This window comes from Kitasatospora sp. NPDC028961, from assembly GCF_055564815.1.
This window is the reverse complement of record NZ_JBVHVO010000021.1, coordinates 13,843-30,933: the sequence shown is the minus strand read 5'-3', so window position 1 is coordinate 30,933 and position 17,091 is coordinate 13,843. Positions and strand designations below refer to the sequence as shown.

At 74.1% G+C, this 17,091-nt stretch carries 17 protein-coding genes; 4 read left to right on the top strand and 13 right to left on the bottom strand.

Annotated features, from left to right (window positions below):
- Positions 1-60 precede the first annotated feature (60 nt).
- Both ACZ4UX_RS27555 and ACZ4UX_RS27550 read right to left on the bottom strand, forming a co-directional pair.
- On the bottom strand, positions 61-1,203 hold the full coding sequence (locus ACZ4UX_RS27555) for an alpha/beta hydrolase (protein ID WP_352291151.1): 1,143 nt from the start codon (positions 1,201-1,203) through the stop codon (positions 61-63).
- 276 nt (positions 1,204-1,479) lie between these two features.
- Positions 1,480-2,100 (bottom strand): TetR family transcriptional regulator, encoded by a 621-nt coding sequence (locus tag ACZ4UX_RS27550; RefSeq protein ID WP_329490582.1) that lies wholly within the window; start codon positions 2,098-2,100, stop codon positions 1,480-1,482.
- Positions 2,101-2,428: 328 nt separating this feature from the next.
- On the opposite strand from ACZ4UX_RS27550, the gene ACZ4UX_RS27545 reads away from it, so the two are divergent.
- From ACZ4UX_RS27545 to ACZ4UX_RS27535, 3 genes are all read left to right on the top strand, one after another.
- On the top strand, positions 2,429-3,193 hold the full coding sequence (locus tag ACZ4UX_RS27545) for an SDR family NAD(P)-dependent oxidoreductase (protein WP_465708679.1): 765 nt from the start codon (positions 2,429-2,431) through the stop codon (positions 3,191-3,193).
- A 162-nt stretch (positions 3,194-3,355) separates the two neighbouring features.
- The gene (locus ACZ4UX_RS27540; protein WP_465708678.1) at positions 3,356-4,456 is read left to right on the top strand and encodes an FHA domain-containing protein; all 1,101 of its coding nucleotides are present in this window, start codon (positions 3,356-3,358) and stop codon (positions 4,454-4,456) included.
- 42 nt (positions 4,457-4,498) lie between these two features.
- Positions 4,499-4,891, top strand: a complete 393-nt coding sequence (locus tag ACZ4UX_RS27535; RefSeq protein WP_329490579.1) for a hypothetical protein — start codon at positions 4,499-4,501, stop codon at positions 4,889-4,891.
- 580 nt (positions 4,892-5,471) lie between these two features.
- Here ACZ4UX_RS27535 and ACZ4UX_RS27530 read toward each other — a convergent pair.
- From ACZ4UX_RS27530 to ACZ4UX_RS27510, 5 genes are all read right to left on the bottom strand, one after another.
- Positions 5,472-6,431 carry a phosphotriesterase family protein gene (locus ACZ4UX_RS27530; RefSeq protein ID WP_465708677.1) on the bottom strand — a complete coding sequence of 320 codons (960 nt, stop codon included), beginning with the start codon at positions 6,429-6,431 and terminating at the stop codon, positions 5,472-5,474.
- A complete protein-coding gene (locus tag ACZ4UX_RS27525; protein ID WP_465708676.1) occupies positions 6,428-6,844 on the bottom strand; it encodes a carboxymuconolactone decarboxylase family protein in 417 nt (138 codons plus the stop codon). Before ACZ4UX_RS27525 ends, ACZ4UX_RS27530 begins: the two co-directional genes overlap by 4 nt.
- Before the next feature lie 14 nt (positions 6,845-6,858).
- Complete coding sequence (locus ACZ4UX_RS27520) at positions 6,859-7,479, bottom strand: DUF4865 family protein (protein ID WP_465708675.1); 621 nt, start codon at positions 7,477-7,479, stop codon at positions 6,859-6,861.
- A 40-nt stretch (positions 7,480-7,519) separates the two neighbouring features.
- Positions 7,520-7,819, bottom strand: coding sequence for a hypothetical protein (locus tag ACZ4UX_RS27515; RefSeq protein ID WP_465708674.1), 300 nt, complete (start codon positions 7,817-7,819; stop codon positions 7,520-7,522).
- 123 nt (positions 7,820-7,942) lie between these two features.
- Complete coding sequence (locus tag ACZ4UX_RS27510) at positions 7,943-8,962, bottom strand: LLM class flavin-dependent oxidoreductase (protein ID WP_465708673.1); 1,020 nt, start codon at positions 8,960-8,962, stop codon at positions 7,943-7,945.
- A gap of 396 nt (positions 8,963-9,358) precedes the next feature.
- Here ACZ4UX_RS27510 and ACZ4UX_RS27505 point away from each other — a divergent pair, with 396 nt between their 5' ends.
- A complete protein-coding gene (locus tag ACZ4UX_RS27505) occupies positions 9,359-10,348 on the top strand; it encodes an aldo/keto reductase (protein ID WP_465708672.1) in 990 nt (329 codons plus the stop codon).
- Between the two features lie 257 nt (positions 10,349-10,605).
- On the opposite strand, the gene ACZ4UX_RS27500 is transcribed toward ACZ4UX_RS27505, so the two are convergent.
- The 6 genes from ACZ4UX_RS27500 to ACZ4UX_RS27475 all read right to left on the bottom strand — a co-directional run bounded on the left by ACZ4UX_RS27500 (position 10,606) and on the right by ACZ4UX_RS27475 (position 16,593).
- The gene (locus ACZ4UX_RS27500; RefSeq protein WP_465708671.1) at positions 10,606-11,682 is read right to left on the bottom strand and encodes an LLM class flavin-dependent oxidoreductase; all 1,077 of its coding nucleotides are present in this window, start codon (positions 11,680-11,682) and stop codon (positions 10,606-10,608) included.
- Positions 11,683-11,686: 4 nt separating this feature from the next.
- Entirely contained in the window at positions 11,687-12,592 is a 906-nt protein-coding gene (locus ACZ4UX_RS27495; protein ID WP_352291142.1) for an ABC transporter substrate-binding protein, read from the bottom strand.
- A 56-nt stretch (positions 12,593-12,648) separates the two neighbouring features.
- Positions 12,649-13,431, bottom strand: coding sequence for an ABC transporter ATP-binding protein (locus ACZ4UX_RS27490; protein ID WP_465708670.1), 783 nt, complete (start codon positions 13,429-13,431; stop codon positions 12,649-12,651).
- Entirely contained in the window at positions 13,428-14,234 is an 807-nt protein-coding gene (locus tag ACZ4UX_RS27485; RefSeq protein ID WP_329492337.1) for an ABC transporter permease, read from the bottom strand. The genes ACZ4UX_RS27490 and ACZ4UX_RS27485 overlap by 4 nt, the downstream gene beginning before the upstream one ends.
- 128 nt (positions 14,235-14,362) lie before the next feature.
- Positions 14,363-15,391 (bottom strand): ABC transporter substrate-binding protein, encoded by a 1,029-nt coding sequence (locus tag ACZ4UX_RS27480; protein ID WP_465708718.1) that lies wholly within the window; start codon positions 15,389-15,391, stop codon positions 14,363-14,365.
- A gap of 119 nt (positions 15,392-15,510) precedes the next feature.
- Positions 15,511-16,593, bottom strand: a complete 1,083-nt coding sequence (locus tag ACZ4UX_RS27475) for an ABC transporter substrate-binding protein (protein WP_465708669.1) — start codon at positions 16,591-16,593, stop codon at positions 15,511-15,513.
- Positions 16,594-17,091: the final 498 nt, after the last annotated feature.

The window sequence follows — 17,091 nt, the reverse complement described above, 5'->3', positions numbered from 1 at the left end:
CTGGTGACCTGGCGCGCTGGTATCCGGGCGTTCTGGCCGGGCGGGCGGGCCCGGCGGCGGTCAGACCGTGTGGCTCGGCACCTTGAGGTGCTGGGAGAGCCACTCCAGCGAGGACGGCAGCAGCCTGCTCCAGGTCTCGAAGTTGTGGCCGCCGGTCTTCATCATGCTGTAGGAGACCTTCATGGGCGCGTGCGCGGCGGCCACGAAGGCCTCGGTGTCCCGGCGGTAGTCGCCGTCGCCCTCCCTGGTCCCGGCCAGCAGGACGGACACCTCGGGCTGCGGCAGGTTCTTCAGCCGCCACATCAGGTCCGCCTCGTTGCGACGCTGCTGGCTGCCCCGGAAGAGGTCGCCGGTGGTCGGGTCGTCGGCGGCCTGGTAGTAGCCGGAGAGCGAGACGGCGGTCGGGAAGACCTCCGGATGCCGCATGGCGAGCTTGAGGGCGCAGTAGCCGCCGGTCGAGTTGCCCATGAAGCCCCAGGCCTGCGGGTCCGAGGAGACCCGGTAAGTCGCCTGGATCGCGGCCGGGACGTCCTTGGTGAAGTACGTCTCCGACTGCGCGCCGCCCGGGATGTCCTCGCACTCGGTGTCCTGCGGGAGTGCGGGCGAGGGGCGCATCAGCACCATCACGGTCGGCTGCATCCGACCCTCCTGGAGCAGCTTGAGCGCCGCGCCCGGGTAGTTCAGCCGGGTCACCAGGTTCTTCGCGATCCCGGGGAAGCCGGTGCTCACGATCACCGCCGGGAACTGCTTCTGCGCGTACTCCGGCTGGAAGTACTGCGGCGGCAGGTAGACGTACCCGTCGGTGGAGAGCCGGGTGCCGGCGCCGTCGATCCGGACCTCGCGGATCTCGCCGGACTGCTTGGGGTCGCGACCGAGCGCCCCGCCGCCCTGGACCGACGCGTGCCCGATGGTCTCCACCTGGAGGCGCCCGGAGGCGTCCGCCTTGTTCTGGATGACGACCGGGCCGTTGTCGCCGGTGCCGAGCAGATCGTCCCAGCTGCTGTAGAAGGCGAAGTAGTTGTTGGCCACCAGGCCCAGCGCGGCGAGCACGGTGAGCTGGGTGGCGAGCAGCGCGCCGATCCGGCCGAGCACCGCCTGCCAGGTCGTCTTCGACAGTCTCGGCCACAGCCAGACCGTGCCGGCCATCATCACGACGGCGATCAATACGGTCAGCGCCAGCACCTTGTGGCTCGTCAGACCCATGTCCTACTTGCTCCCACGCCTCGAACTCCCCCGTCCCCGTTGGCAGGACAACTGTCAGGACAACCGGAACGGCCGCCCCGGTTCCCCCGTCCACCACGGAAGCCAGCACCGAGGCGCGATCAACAACCCTAGCGGCCCGCCGGGCCCCCGTGGACCCGCCGACCAGCGGGTATGGCGGCCGGGGCAGTGCCGGGACGCCGGGAGAACGGGCCGGCACGAGCGGAGTGAGGGGCGGTGTGGCGGGCGGTGCGGCGGGCGGGCCGGGCTGAGGTCGCGTCAGCTGACGCTGCTCCAGAGGCGCAGACCGGCGGTCAGTTCGCGCATGCACCGGGCGCCCAGCTCCTGGGGCGAGCCCGGCCCGGCGGCGGGGGCGTCGGAGAAGGCCCACTCCTCCAGCGCCACCCGGATCGCGGTGGTCGCGGCGGCGGCCGCGAGCCGGATCTCCAGCTCGTCGGTGCCCCGGGGGCAGCGGGCGGTGAGCACCGCGCGCAGCCGCTCCTCCGAGTCGGCGTGCACGCGCTGCCAGACCGAGTCGAGCCGGGGATCGCGAAGCAGGTCGCGGGTCCAGTGCATGGCCTCCACGCCCGGGGTGTCGGTGGGCGTCAGCGACTCGACCGCCGAACGCTCCAGCGCCTCGCGGACCGGCAGATCGGCCGAGCTCTCCGCGAAGAGCAGCACCCACCGCCGGCCGCCGGCCGCCAGCAGCGGGGCGACGGCGTCCTCCTTCACGGAGAAGTAGCGGTAGAAGGTGCGCACCGAGATGCCGGAGGCGAGCGCGATCTCCTCGGCGGTGGTCGCCTCGGCCCCGCGCTCGGCGAAGAGCGCGGCGGCGGTACGGGCGATCTCCAGCCGGGTGGTGTCACGGCGGCGCTGGTTCAGGGTGGGGCGTCCGATCACAGCACTCAGCGTACGCGGACCGACGCACGCGGTGGCGCGACGTGCCGGGATGGCGCGTTGTGCCGGAGTGGCGCGACACGCCGGGGTGGCGCGACGTGTCGGGGTGACGTGTTGTGCCGGGGCGGCGTGACACGCCCGGGTGGCGCGGCGGGCCTCGGCGGCGTGCCGCGCCGGGCGGTCGTCAGCGGTATGACCGACATGACCGTCCAACCGAATCCGCATGGCACATCATGCCACTTTGGCCCGTCACGACTTATTGGCACGATGTGCCACTTCGGCGTACCGTGTCAATCGAGGTCGCGAGACCACGAACGAACGGAGAACCACCATGGAGCGCTTCAGCGGGCGGAACGTCCTGATCACCGGCGGCGGCTCGGGCATCGGCCAGGCCACCGTGCACCGGATCCTCGCCGAGGGCGGGCGGGTCGTCGCGGTCGACGTCAACGAGGACGGCCTGAAGGCCACCCTGGACCGGGCGACCGGTGACGGGACCGCCGACCGGCTGACGACCTCGGTCGTGGACATCTCGGACGAGGCCGCCGTCCGCGCGGGCGTGGCCGAGGCGGTGGCCGGACTCGGCGGGCTCGACGTCCTGGTCAACGCGGCCGGGATCCTGCGCTCCTCGCACACCCACGAGACCAGCCTGGAGTTCTGGAACACGCTGATCGCGGTCAACCTGACCGGCACCTTCCTGATGACCCGCGAGGCGCTGCCGGCCCTGCTCGCCGACGGGCGGGGCGTGGTGGTGAACTTCAGCTCCACCTCCGCGACCTTCGCGCACCCCTACATGGCCGCGTACGCCGCGACCAAGGGCGGCATCCAGTCGTTCACCCACGCGATCGCCTCGGAGTACGCCAAGCGGGGACTGCGCGCGGTCTGCGTCGCCCCGGGCAGCATCGACAGCGGCATGACCAACAACCCGGGCCTGCCCGCCGACGCCGACTTCAGCCTGCTCGCCAAGCTCTCCCCCGCGCTCGGCCAGGGCTTCGCCGGGCCGGAGACGGTGGCCGGCGTGATCGCCATGCTGGCCTCGGACGACGGCGCCTTCGTCACCGGCACCGAGATCCGGATCGACGGCGGCACCCACATGTGACCCTCGACCGGACGGCCGGCCGACCCGGTGGGCCCCGGGGGCTGTCCCGGGGCGCCGAGGTGGCCTTTACTGGAGGGTGAGGGCACTCGAGCCGGCGGACGGACGCCGCACCGTGTCGCCGCCGCCGGTGGTTCAGCAGCCCGCCCGGCAGGAGGCCGTGCCATGAGTTCACCGTCGCGGGAACAAGCCTTACCCCGTCTCGTCGTCGACACCCCCGGCCGGCTGCGGGGCGAGGTCTTCGAACTGACCGACCGGCCGCTGCTCGTCGGCCGGGACGCCACCTGCCAGATCCGGGTGGGCGAGCCCGGCGTCAGCCGGCGCCACGCCGTGGTGCAGCGGTCGGCCGGTCACACCACCGTCGAGGACCTGGCCTCCACCAACGGCACCCGGCTCAACGGCCACCCGGTGCACGGACAGGAGGAGCTGCACGCCGGGGACGTCCTGGACTTCGGCTCCTTCGAGGTGCACTACGAGGACCCGTGGGAGGCCGCCACCGCCATCCTTCCCGGCCCCGGCACGGGGGACCCGGCGCAGAGCCCGGCGGAGCGGCCCGCCGATGTCACCCGGACCGCCGCGCTGCCGCTCCAGCCGGAGCCGTCGGAGCGCCAGGAGTACCAGGAGCGCCAGGAGTACCGGCAACCGCAGGAGCAGCCGCGCGGACTGCGGGGTCCGCTCGTGCCGCCGTCGGCGCAGCAGCAGCAGCAGTACCCAGCACCGCAGGGCCCAACGCCGCCGCAGTACCCGTCGGCGCGGCCGCCCCCGCCGGGCCGCCGCCCGCCACCGCCCGGGCCGCCCGACCGCCCGGCGGCACCACCGTACGGGGCGGAGCGCCGGTTCGAGGTGGGGCAGCAGCAGGCGGGCAACCTCAGCAACGTCGCAGGTGACCAGTACAACTACGTCACGCAGGCCCGGCGGGAGAGCTTCTTCCGCGAGATCGCGGCCACCCGGACCAGGGCGCGGCACCTGGTGGTGGCGGGCTTCCTGCTGTTCGTGGTCGGCGGCGCGGTCTACGGCTGGGCGATCATCCGCTTCATCGCCCAGACCAACGACGCGGCCAACACCGACAGCCCCCACCTGACCGTGCCCAATGTCCTCGGCCCGGAGATCGGCGGTATGCCGGTGGGCGCCATCGGCTTCGGGGTGGCCGCGATCGGCAGCGTCCTGATCCTCGTCGGAATCGTCCTGCACATCGTGGCCACCTCCCGTCGGCGGCGCTTCGAGTCGGCGGAAGCGCAGCGGCTCCAGGCGCCACCGCCCCGCTGAGACTCCCCAGCGTCCAAGGACCGACTCCCCCGGAGGGACGCCATGGTCTTCAACATCGGCAACCAGCAGGGCGGCGTGATCAACAACGTCGCCGGTGACCAGACGGTCCGGGGCGGCCAGACGGGCCACTTCACGGCGGCCGGGCAGGACGTCCGCGCGCTGGTCGGCGAACTCCGCTCCGCCGCCGAGCGGGCGCAGCTGCCCCCGGCGGTCGCCCCCGAGGTCCGGACCGAACTCGACGCGCTGGACACGGAGGTCGCGCGACCGGAGCCGGACCGCGAGGCGGTCGCGGGCCGGCTCACCAGGATCACCCGCCTGCTCGGCTCGGCCGGTGCACTCGTCGCCGCCGGTACCGGCCTGCTCGGGCCCCTCTCGGCCCTGGCGGGCTGGCTCGGCGCACTGGGACAGCCGATCCTCCGGGCACTCGGCGGCTGACCCGGCCCCCGGCCGGGCGGACGCCCGCCAACGCGGCACCGCCCGGTCCTCAGCGGTCGGCCAGGGACGGCGCAGCCCGTACCGGTTCGCCGACCCGCTCCCCGCCTTCTCCGCCGCGGGCCACCGGCTCGGCGCATCGGACCGGCCGATCCTCCGAGCACTCGGCTCCGGCCGGGCGGACGCCCGCCAACGCGGCGCCGCGAGGCCCGCAGCACAGGGCCGACGGGACGACCAGTGCCCTCTCCGCAGCCCTGACCGGCCTACTCGGACCGCACTCCCACCCCGGCGAACGGCTCGACGCTGCGGACGGCTGTGCCGAACCCGCCGACCCCACCGGCCCGGCAGCACAAGCCCTGGACGAACGCCCACGAGCCGGCCGCCGCGCTCGCCGCGACCGGTATCGGTCTGCCCGGCCCACCGGGCAGCCCACCCGAGTCCCGGTCGAGCGGCCCCGCCGGGCAGGCAACGCAGCGGGTCGGTGAGCAGCCCGCGGGACAGCCGGTGTACCTGTCATCGGCTCGGACCGCCCCGCCCCGCCCCGGCGGGGTGGCGGCCGCTCCGGACCGGTGGCGCAGAGCGCTCAGTGGGGCGCCCAGCGGACGGTCAGGGCCTGGGCGGGGTTGGTGACGAGGAGGCGTCGGGCCAGGTCCGGGCCGAACTCGCGGTGCAGGCGCGGAGCGACGGCCGTGAGCAGGTGGGTGGGTCCGGGGCTGTGCCGGGCGGTGCGGGTGGTGGTGTCACCGCCGAGGAGCAGCCGGTCGGCGTGGCCGGCCTCGACCAGCGCGGCGACGGTGTCGAACAGGTGGTGGTCGGTGGCGTGATGGGCCCGGGAGGGACCGTCCAGGGCCAGGTAGGCGCCGGAGCCGGCAAGGTGCCGGTGCAGCCGCAGGTCGGGCAGCCGGTTGAGGTGGCCGAGGATCACCCGGTGGGCCGGCACGCCGTGCTGCCCGCAGAGCAGGTCGAGGACGTCCGGGGCGGCGGTCCCGAGTTCGTGGTGGACGGCGATCGGCGCGCCGGTGGCGTGGTGCGCCTCGGCCGCGGCCGCCATCACCCGGCGGGTGTGCGGGCCGAGACCGTGGTAGTCGCCCGCCACCTTGATCAGTCCGGCCCGGACGCCCGCGGGCGCGCCGCGCAGACCGGTGGTCAGCTCGGCGGTGAACAGCTCGGCGAGCCCTTCGTAGCGCTCGGCCAGCCACTGCGGGTCGTAGTGGACGTCCTGGTGCAGGCCGGTGGCCGCGACCAGGTGGACGCCGGTCGCGCGGGCGAGACCGGGGAGCGCGAAGGCGCCGCGGCCCATGCCGTGCGGGGTCCACTGGACCAGCGCCCGGCCGCCGGCCGCCGCGAAGTCGCGCAGCACCCCTTCGGCGGCCGCCGGGTCGTCCAGTTCCTCGCCGGGCAGCCGGGGGCTGCGCAGGAACAGGTGGTCGTGGGCGTCACAGACGCCGAGCTCGGCCGGGTCGAGGTCACCCAGAACGGTGCGGACGGCACCGCCCCCGGCGCCGGCGGCAACCTCGGCGCCACTGTCGACAGAAGCACTCACGCGGCCCGGCCCCCGGTCTCAGCCTCGGCGAAGGCGGTCTTCGCCACCCGCAGGGCGGCCAGGGCCTTGGGCACGCCGACGTAGGGCGCGAGGTGGACCAGCACCTCGGTGATCTCCGCTCTGCTCAGCCCGACCCGCAGGCTGTTGCGGACGTGGTCGGCGAGCTGCGGCTCCACCCCGCCGAGGGCGGTGAGCGCGGCCAGGTTGGCCACCTGGCGGTCGCGCAGCGCCAGCCCGGGCCGCTGGTAGGTGCCGCCGAAGAGGCTGGTGACGATCCAGTCGGCGAAGCCGGGCGCCAGCGCGTCCAGCCCGGTCAGGGTGGCGGCCTGGGTCTGCGGCCCGGCGAGTTCGTCCAGGAGCGCGTAGCCGGCGGCGCGGTCGAGCGGGGCGGGAACGAGGTCGGCGGGGTTCACGGGGTGTGGTCCTTTCACCAGTGGCGGCCGGCGGGCAGCCGGTCGAGTTCGGGGGTCGACAGGTGCAGCACCCGGTAGCGGGTGCCCGGGGCGTCCTCCGGGACCGGGCCGCTCCAGAGCGCGATGCGCAGCAGTTCCCAGCGGTCGGGGTCGACGGCGACGGCCGCCGTGTGCAGCGCCGGGTGGTCGGGCAGGGACGCGAGGGCGGCCTCGACGGCCTCGGCCGGGTCGGCGCCGTCCGGGAGTGGTTCGAGGTGGCGGCTGGCGAAGCCGGCGGACCCGTCCGCGTCACCGCGCAGCAGACCGCCGCGCGGCGGTCCGTCCCGGCGCGGACCTCCGTGGCGCAGACCGGCGCCGAGCCAGTGCCGGACGGCCGGACGGCCGAAGTCGGCGCTCAGGCCCCGGAAGCCCGGGCCCCAGAGGAAGCTGTTCATGCCCTCGGCGGTCCGCCAGAGGTAGAACGGGGCGTACTGGTGGACGGGCGAGTCGTCGTGGCCGCGCTCGCGCACCAGGTACGCCTTGAGGCCGAGGCCGGGGTAGGCGTCGAGCAGGTGGCCCCTCTCGGCGACCCGCCGGCGGATGATCCCCATGTCGTAGTCGGCGGGGAGGGTGATCTCGTACTGCATGGCGTGCACGTCGGGCTCCTGGTGGGGGCTTCGGACAGGGCGGGGCGGCTCACCTCGGCCGGTAGGCGGTCTCGGCCGGTGCGGTACGCGGCGAGCAGCCCGAGGGCGCCCCGGACGGCCCGGTCGAACGACTCGGCCGTACCGGCGGCGCGGGCCAGCACGTAGCCGCCCTGGACGAGGGCGACCCCGGCCGCGGCGGTGTCGCCGGGTCGGCGCGGGGAGCGAGCTCACCGGCGGCCTGTCCCTCGGCGATCACCTCGGCGAGCGGGTCGCACAGCCGGTCGAAGGTCGCCTCGACCGGGGCGCGCAGCCGCGGGCCGGCGATGACGTGCTGGGTTGCCGTGGCCATGCGGCGACTGTACCTACTGGTACGTCCAATGTACATACCAGTAGGTACAGAGCCGGGATGGCTGCCGGAGCCCCGGGAGGCGAGAGCCTCACCGGGTGACGGTGGTGCGCGCGGGGCCGCCGGTCAGGGCAGCTCGCGGCGGATCACCGGGGCGACCTCGGCGGCGAACAGCTCCAGCTGCTCGTGCTGGACGTCCTCGGTGAGGGCGTCCACGCCGATGCCCACCACCTCGTTGCCGAACGCCTCGTGATAGCGGTGGATCTTCTCGATCACCTGCTGCGGGCTGCCGACCAGCGCCGAGCCGCGCTCCAGCGCGTCCTCCAGCGACTCGAACGGCGAGTTGTTGTGCCTGCCGGCCGCCGAGCCGAGCAGGGCGTCCCAGTACGGGCGGAAGCCCTCGATCGCGTCCTGCGAGCGCCTGGCGACGAACAGGCCGCCGAAGCTCGTCCCGACCCGGGCGTCCTCGGGGTCGCGGCCGTAGTGCTCCCAGCGCTCGCGGTAGTGGTCGACCAGCGCCTTGTACTTGGCCAGCGGATGGAAGGAGTTGGCGGAGAACAGCGGGTCGCCGAAGCGGGCGGCGAGGTCGGTGGACTGTTCGCTGGTCGCGCTGCCGTGCCAGACCGGGATCGGATCCTGGTACGGACGCGGCGAGGTGGTGACCTCCCTGAGCGGCGGGCGGGTGCTGCCCTCCCAGCTGACCTTCTCCTCCCGCCAGAGTCGGTGCAGCAGTCCGTAGTTCTCGGCCAGCGCGTCCCACTGGCGGTCCTCCGGCAGCCCGAACAGGTCGAAGTGGCGCGGGTCGTTGCCCTTGCCGATGATCAGTTCGAGGCGGCCGCCGGAGAGTTGGTCGAGCACCGCGTAGTCCTCCGCGACCCGGACCGGGTCCAGGATGCTGAGCACCGTGACGGTGGTGAAGAGCCGGATCGTGGAGGTGCGGGCGGCGATGGCGCTGAGCAGCACGGGGGGCGCCGGGGAGAGGAACGGTTCGCCGTGCCGCTCCCCCACGCCGTAGCCGTCGTAGCCGAGCCGTTCGGCGGTGACGGCCTGGTCGATGACGTTGTGCAGCTTCTCGTGGGTCGTGCGCCGCACTCCGGTGACGGGGTCGGGTCCGTTGGAGACGAGGGACGAGACGGTGAACCGCATGGCGGTCTCCTTGTGGGGCGTTCGGTGGCGCTCGGCGGGGTGCGCCGGCGCTCGGCGGGGATCCACCGGGGAGGTCCGGGGATCCGGAGGGAAACGGGGATCCGGGAGGAACGGGGATCCCGGGGGGAACGGCGGCGCGGCGCACCCGGGCCCCGGCGGCCCCGCGCCCAGGGGCCGATCGCGCTCACACGGGAGCGGCGGCGGGGCGGGAGAGGAGCTTGGGCGGCGGCGTCAGCGCGTGCCGCGGACGGGGCGACAACAGCGCGGGAGAGCTGCGCAGATGGTCATACCGGCTCCCCTTCGCCTCGCACACACACGATCCACCGCGAGCATATGCACCGGTCAGGGGCGGGGCAAGAGCTTGATCGGGGCGACGGTCCTGGCAGGATGTCCGGCATGACGTACCTCGCCGCGGATGACCGCTATGCCTCGATGACCTACCGCCGGGCCGGCCGCAGTGGCGTCCAGCTGCCCGCCGTCTCGCTCGGCCTGTGGCACAACTTCGGTGACGCCCAGCCGCTGGAGGTGCAGCGGGCGGTGCTGCGCCGCGCCTTCGACCGGGGCGTCACCCACTTCGACCTGGCGAACAACTACGGCCCGCCGTACGGCAGCGCCGAGCGCAACTTCGGCTACCTCTTCGCGCAGGACTTCCGCCCGTACCGGGACGAGATGTTCATCGCCAGCAAGGCGGGCTGGGACATGTGGCCCGGCCCGTACGGCGACGGCGGCAGCCGCAAGTACCTGCTGGCCAGCCTGGACCAGTCGCTGGGCCGGATGGGCCTGGACTACGTGGACGTCTTCTACTCGCACCGCCACGACCCCGAAACCCCGCTCGAAGAGACGATGGGCGCGCTGGACTCGGCCGTCCGCTCGGGGAAGGCCCTGTACGCGGGGATCTCCAACTACCCGGCCGAGCAGCACCGGGAGGCCGTCGCGATCCTGCGCGAGCTGGGCACCCCGGTCCTGCTGAACCAGTCCGCGTACTCGATCCTCGACCGCTCCGTGGAGGAGGGGGTGCTGGACGCGGTCGGCGACACCCGGACCAGCCTGATCGCCTACTCCCCGCTCGCCCAGGGGCTGCTGACGGACCGCTACCTCTCCGGTGAGGTGCCCGCCGGGTCGCGGATGTCGGTCGGGCGGTTCCTGAACAAGGAGGCACTGACCGGCCCGAAGCTGGAGCAGCTGCGCTCGCTGAACAAGGTCGCCGAGCGGCGCGGGCAGACCCTCGCCCAGCTGGCGCTGTCCTGGGTGCTCCGCGACGACCGGGTGGCATCGGTGATCATCGGCGCGAGCAGCGTCGCCCAGCTCGACCAGAACATCGACGCGCTGAACGGCGGCCCGCTGACCGCCGAGGACCTCGCGGAGATCGACGCGCTCAGTCGCTGAGCCGTTTCGGCCCCTGATCCGGCCGACCCGGCAGTCCCGAAGTCCCGGCAGTCCGTACAGTGCCGCCCCGAGCTTCCTCGGGCGACACCGCGTGACCTGCCGGGACTTCGGGCGTTGTACCGTCCGCACACGTCCTTCGAGACCCTGGAGTCCCCGTGCGGACGCTCCTCCTGCGCACTCTCGCGCGCTTCGCCCGACAGCTGGCACTGACCTCACCGGTGCCGTTCCCCGTCCTGCCGGGCACCTTCGCCCCTCCGCTAGCGGCGGCCCACGCCGAGCGCGGGTAGCACCGTCTCGGCGACCCGGTGCGCCTCTTCGAGCAGCGGGTTGCCGGAGAGGATGAAGGTGTCCACCCCGAGCGACTCGAACTCCTGGAGACGCTCGACCACCTGGGCGGTCGAACCGACCACCGCCGTACCGGGGCCGGGGCGGAACAGGCTCATCCCGGGCCACAGGTTCGGGTGGCTCTCCAACTCCCTTGCCCGCGCGGGCACTCGGCCCCCGTGCTGGCGGAACTGGCGCTGCCAGCCGACCCCGTCCTCACCGGTCGCCCCGCCGAGCTGCCGGGCGTAGGTGGCCTCGCTGGTGACGTCGAGCAGCCGGTCTGCGGCGGCCCAGGCCTCGTCCTCGGTGTCGCGGACGATCAGGTGCAGCCGCAGGCCGATCCGCAGGGTGCGCCCGTACGCGGCGGCGCGCTCGCGGACCAGGTCCAGCTTCTCCCGGAGCTGCTGGGGCGGTTCGCCCCAGGTCAGGTAGACGTCCACGTGCTCGGCGGCCATCTCGATGCCGGCCGCCGAACTGCCGCCGAACCAGAGCGGGATGCCGCCCGGCTGGACGGGAGCGAGTTCGCGCAGGCTCGCACCGGCGTTCTTCAGGTTGTAGAACTCGCCTTTGTGGTCGAAGACTTCACCGGAGGTGAGGCGCCGGACGATCGACCAGTACTCGGCGCTCAGCCGGTACCGGTCGTCGTGCTCGACGTCCAGGCCGTACTCGCGCAGCTGCGCGGTGGAGCCGTTCACGACGTTGAACCGGAGCCGGCCGCCGTGCAGGTGGTCGAAGCTGAGCGCCATCTTCGCCAGCAGGGTGGGCGAGATGAGCCCGGGGTGGACGGCCAGCAGCGGCTTGAACGCGGGGGTGGTGGCGGCGGCCAGCGCGTTGCCGAGGTCCCAGACGTCGTAGAGGTCGGTCGCGAGCAGCGCACCGGTGTAGCCCAGTCGCTCGACACTGCCCGCGAGTTGCTGGAGGTAGCGGAGGTCGACCGGGCGTCGGCCGGCCGGCTCCCAGGGGTAGTGGCCCTCGCGCGGGATGATGTACCAGAGGACTTCGGAGGCCATCGGGTCAGACCGCCTTGGCGAGTGCGGCGGCCACCGGGGCCTCCAGCGCGGGCAGATGGGCGTCGGCGACGGTCAGCGCGCGGTCGATGAAACCGACGCCGTGGAAGATGTCCGCGGCCTCCTGCTGCTCGGCGACGAACCCGGCGGTGGCGGGCTCCAGCCGCCACGGCAGGGCGGTCAGCGCCTGCTCCCAGTCCTCCACCGCCCCGCCCAGGTCGGCGGCGGCGATCGCGGCCGCCTCGGCCGGGTGGGCGGCCACCCAGGCATCGGCCCGGCGCAGCGCGGCCGCGATCGCCGCCACCACCTCGGGGCGCTCGGTGGCGAAGTCCCGGCGGGTGAAGAACACCGAGCGGTCGGTGATGACGTCACCGGTGCGGATCAGCTCGCGGAACCGCCCGCTCCGGCGGGCGGCGGCCAGTTCGGCGCCCTGGGCGATCCAGCCGAGGATCTCGCCGTCGCGCAGCCGCTGCGCCTGGTCCTCGTCGGCGGCCGGGCGGACCGGGGTGATGTCGGTCGCGTAGGAGAGGCCCTCGGCATGCAGCGCCTTGGCCAGCAGGTGGGTCTGCCAGGAGCCGACGGCCAGCACGACGGTGCCGCCCCTCAGGTCGGCGACGGAGGCCACCGGGCCGTCGGCGAGCACCAGCAGCGCACCGTGGTCGGGGCGGGGAGCGGAGACCGCCGCGTACACCAGGTCGTGTCCGGCGGCCTGGGCGGTGACCGGCGGGGTGGAGCCGGTGCCGCCGAAGTCGATGGTGCCGTCGGCCAGCAGGGCGCCCGTCCGGGTGCCGTCGGCGTAGTGGTGGAAGACGCCGGTCTCACCGAGCGGGGCCAGCTCCTCGGCCAGGTGGTCCAGCCGGGAGAGGTAGTAGAGCGAGGGGTTGCTGGCGTGGACGCCGAGGGTGATGGCCATGGTGATCTCCGGTGTACTGGCGGGGACTTGGGGGGCGGGGAATGCGAATCGCGGGGTCAGTGGACGCCGAGGTCGGCGAGCAGGCGGCGGCGCAGCTCGGCGAAGGCCGGGTCGGCCGGGTCCCGGGGGCGCTCGACGGCGACCCGCTCGTCGCGGACCAGCCTGCCGTCCCGCAGGACGGCGACCCGGTCGGCGAGCCGGACGGCCTCCTCCACGTCATGGGTGACCAGCAGGACGGCCGGGCGGTGGCGGCGGACGAGGTCACCGACCAGGTCCTGCATCCGTAGCCGGGTGAGGGCGTCCAGGGCGGCGAACGGCTCGTCCAGAAGGAGGAGTTGCGGCTCCCGGACGAGCGCCCGGGCGAGCGCCGCCCGCTGCGCCTCACCGCCGGAGAGGGTGGCCGGCCAGGCGTCGGCGTGCTTCTCCAGCCCGACCTCGGCGAGTGCCCGCAGGGCGGTCTCCCGGGTCGCGGCGCCGCGCGGCAGCCCGACGGTGACGTTGGCGAGCACCCGCTTGGACGGCACCAGGCGGGGCTCCTGGAAGACCACCGTGCGGACCGGCGGAACGAGCACCGTTCCGGCGTCGGCCCTGTCCAGGGCGCCGAGGATCCGCAGCAGGGTGGTCTTGCCGGTTCCGCTGGCGCCGAGCAGGGCGACGAACTCGCCCCGGGCGATGGACAGGTCCACCCCGTCGAGGACGGCCCGGGTGCCGAAGACCCGGCGCAGGCCGCGCAGGTGGACGGCGGGGGCGCCGTCCTCGGCCGCGACGGCGCCGGTGGTCGGGGTCGCGGTGGCGGTCGGGGTCGCACCGGTGGTCGCGGTGGTGGTCGGGGTACTCATCGGCCTGCTCCTTGGGTGGCCTTGCGCCAGGGCATCAGGAAGCGCTCCAGGAGGCGGACCACACCGTCCGCGGTGAGGCCGAGCAGCCCGTAGATCAGGATGCAGACGGCGAGGACGTCGGTGCGCGAGAAGTTCTGCGCCTGGGCCATCAGATAGCCGATGCCCTCGGTCGAGTTGATCTCCTCGGCGGCGATCAGCGCGATCACACTGAGCGTCATCGAGAGCCGCAGCCCGGAGAGCAGTGAGGGCAGCGCACCGGGCAGCACCACGGTGCGGACGATCGCCCAGCGGCCGAGACCGAAGCTGCGCATCGCCTCGATCAGCTTGCGGTCGGTGTTGCGCACGCCCCCGGAGGTGGAGACGTACATCGGGAAGCTGGTCGCGACCCCGATCAGGGCGATCTTCGCCGTCTCGGTGATGCCGAACCAGACCATGAAGAGCGGGACCAGGGCGAGGAACGGCACCGTGCGCAGGACCTGCACCGCGGAGTCCAGCAGCTCCTCGCCCAGCCGGAAGAACCCGGTGACGACGCCGAGCACCAGCCCGGCGCCGGCCCCGAAGACCAGGCCGAGACCGGCCCGGGTGAGCGAGACGGTGAGCGCGTCGGTGAGCTGGCCGTTGCCCCAGAGCTCGCCGACCGCGTCGGCGACCTGGGCGGGCGAGGCGAGCACGTCCTGGGTGAGCGCCCCGGTGGCGGAGGCCAGCGCCCAGCCGCCGAGCAGGGCGAGCGGGCCGATGGTGCGCAGGATCAGCGCGACGGCGCGGGGGCGGGGCGCGGGCAGCCGGGTGCGCGGGGCGACCAGACCGGCTTCGAGGGCCGCGACGGTGCCGTCGTCGGCGGTGGCGTACCCGGCGGCGGCGTCCCCGGTGGCGCCTACGGTGGCGTCCCCGGTGGCGTCCCGGGTGACGGCGGGCGCGTCGGTCACGGTGCTCACTTGGCACCGTCCGCGAGGGTGGCGATGTCGATCAGGTACGGCTTGACGTCGACCAGCTGCTTGGTGACCTTCTGGTCGGCGAAGAACGCCGCCACCGTGGCGAAACGGGCGGTGTCGGCCTCGGTGATGACGTCGGCGGTGGCGCTCTGCCGGGTGACGGCGACCGCGATCTCCTTCTCGGCGGGGGTGACGGCGGTCGGGCCGGAGTCGGTGAACACGTTGAGGTAGCCCGCCGGGTCCGCCTTCTCCTTCAGGCCGCCCTCGTGCAGGTAGGCGTAGAAGGCCTTGACCACCTCCGGGTGCTTCTCGGCGAAGCCGTTGCGCACCGCCCAGACCGCGTAGTTGTCGGAGCCGACCTCCTTGCCGTTGACCAGGAAGTGCGCGCCGGAGTTGGCGATCGACGGGGTGGAGAAGGTGTTCCAGGTCGCCCAGGCGTCCACCTGGCCGGAGTTGAAGACGCCCGAGGTCTGGTCGGCGCGCAGGTAGACGCGTTCGACCCGGTCGGCCGGCACGCCGCTCTTCTCCAGGGCCTTGAGCAACAGGTACTCGCTGGTGCCGCCCTGGCTCACCGCGACCTTCCGGCCGGCCAGGTCCTGGACGGACTTGATGGGCGAGTCGTTCTTCACCAGGATGCCCTCGCCCACGCCGTCCGGCGCCGTCTGGGCGAACAGCTTGAAGCCTGGCTTCTGCGCCAGGGCGGCGACGGCCGAGGTGATCGACCCCAGCGCGACGTCGAGCTGGTCGGCGGAGAGCGCCTGGGCGGCGGGGGCGAACGGGCCGGCGCTCCCCGTCCAGGCGACCTTGGCGTGGACGGCGGCGAGTGCCCGGTCGAGCGAGCCGTCCTTCTTGCCCAGCGCGAGGAAGCCGCTGTTGCCCGGGTCCGGCAGGCGCAGCACCACCTCGGCCTTGCCTCCCCCGTCGGCGGAGGCCTTGGCGCCACCGGCGGACGAACCGCAGGCGGCCAGGGCGGTGGTGGTGAGCAACGCGGTGGCGGCGAGGGCGAGGCGGCGGGTCTTCACGGTCAGCTCCAGGGGAATCGGCAGGCCGGCGGGCGCGGCGGGGGGGCAGGACAGCGGCGGAGGGCAGGACGGCGACGCGGACAGAGCGGCGACGCGGGCGGGGCGGCGGCGTGGGGTGAGCGGCGTCAGGCCGGCCCGGCCGCGGCGCGGCGGGCGGCGAGCAGGGCGCGGGCGGCGCGCAGCGGCTCGGGGTCCGCCCAGGCGGCGACGTCGACGGGGGCGGCGAGGAAGCCCTGGTGGCGCAGGAAGCGCTCCTGCTGCTCCAACAGGCCGAGGCGCTCCTGCGAGAGGTCGAGGTGCAGGGTGCGGTGACCGCCCGCCGCGTAGGCCCCGGCGACGCCCTCGGCGCCGGCGCCGGTCTCGGCCCGCAGGATCCGGGCCACCTCGGCGGGATTCCCGGCGGCCCAGTCGGCGGCCTCCAGCAGGACGGCCAGGAAGCGGACGACCAGGTCCGGACGCTCGTCCAGCAGCCGCTGGTGGACGGTGACCGGGCGCGGTGTGCCGTTGTTGACCCGGCGGCGGCGGTCCGGCACGGCGTCCAGCTCGATCGCTACCTCGGCGCCGAACCGGCGGGCCGCCTCGACGGCCAGCGCGCCCTTGACGTACACCGCGTCCACCACGCCGTCGCGCAGCGCGGCCAGTTCGGCGGCCCACTGCCCACCGCCCGGGACGGCCGGGACGTCGACCAACTCGGCTTCGTCCAGGGCGAGTCCGGCCGTGGCGAGGGCGCCGTGCAGGCCGGCCAGGGCCATCGCCCGCCAGAAGTCGATGCCGATCCCATGGCGTGGGACGGCCAGTCGCAGCCCGCGCAGCTGCCCGGGCGAGCCGATACCGCTGCCGGCCCGGACCAGGACGACCTGACGCTCCTCGATCCAGGTGAGACCGATCAGCCGGGTCCGCTCGCCGCGCGAACGGGCCCAGAGCGCGGGCACGTTGCCGCCTTCGCGGAACAGGCCGGTGAGGGCGTGGGTGTAGTGGTGGTCGGCGGCCACCTCCGGCGGGGCGTCCTGGAGGGAGCGGACGGTGATGCCGTCGGCGGCGAACTCCCGGGCGAAGCGGCCCTGGTCGGCGGCGATGCCGGTGGCGGTGGGGACGGGGCAGCGGGTGAACCAGAGCGTGGCCGGGGCGTCGGCTGCGACACCGGCCGCCGCGGCGGGTGCGGCGTCGGAGGGGGCGGCATCGGCGGTGGAGCGGGCGTGGCTGGGCACGGTGGCGGGTCCTCTGGCTGGGCGGATACGGGCAGCGGCGGGGCGCGGCACCGGCTGTGGTCGGTCGGAGGGAGAGGGTTGAGCGGAGGGCTGAGCAGCGGGCTGCACGGGGGCCGACCGGGGAACCGGGTGGGGAGCGGGCGGGCGGCCCGGCCGTGGCGCGGCCGGGCGACGGGCCCACGGCGGTGCGGGAGGGCCGACCTGGGAGGACACGGGGCGCGGTGCGGCGTTCCGACCGGCTCGGGGGCTACGGCGGGTCAGCGACAACAGGTGCAGGGGGCGGAGCACCGGTGGGTCGTCACGGCGCTGCTCCTTCCTGCCGGTTGGGTGGTCCGGGCGACAACTCGGGCTCCGGACGGGGCCGTCCGGGGCGATGTGCCGAGCGTTCCACGGCGAGGGAGCGCGAAGCAAGCTTTTGCCACATCGTGGGATCACTTGTTCATCAACGCCATCCCATTGCAATGCCACCGACACAATTCCGCAGCAGCGGCTGCCATA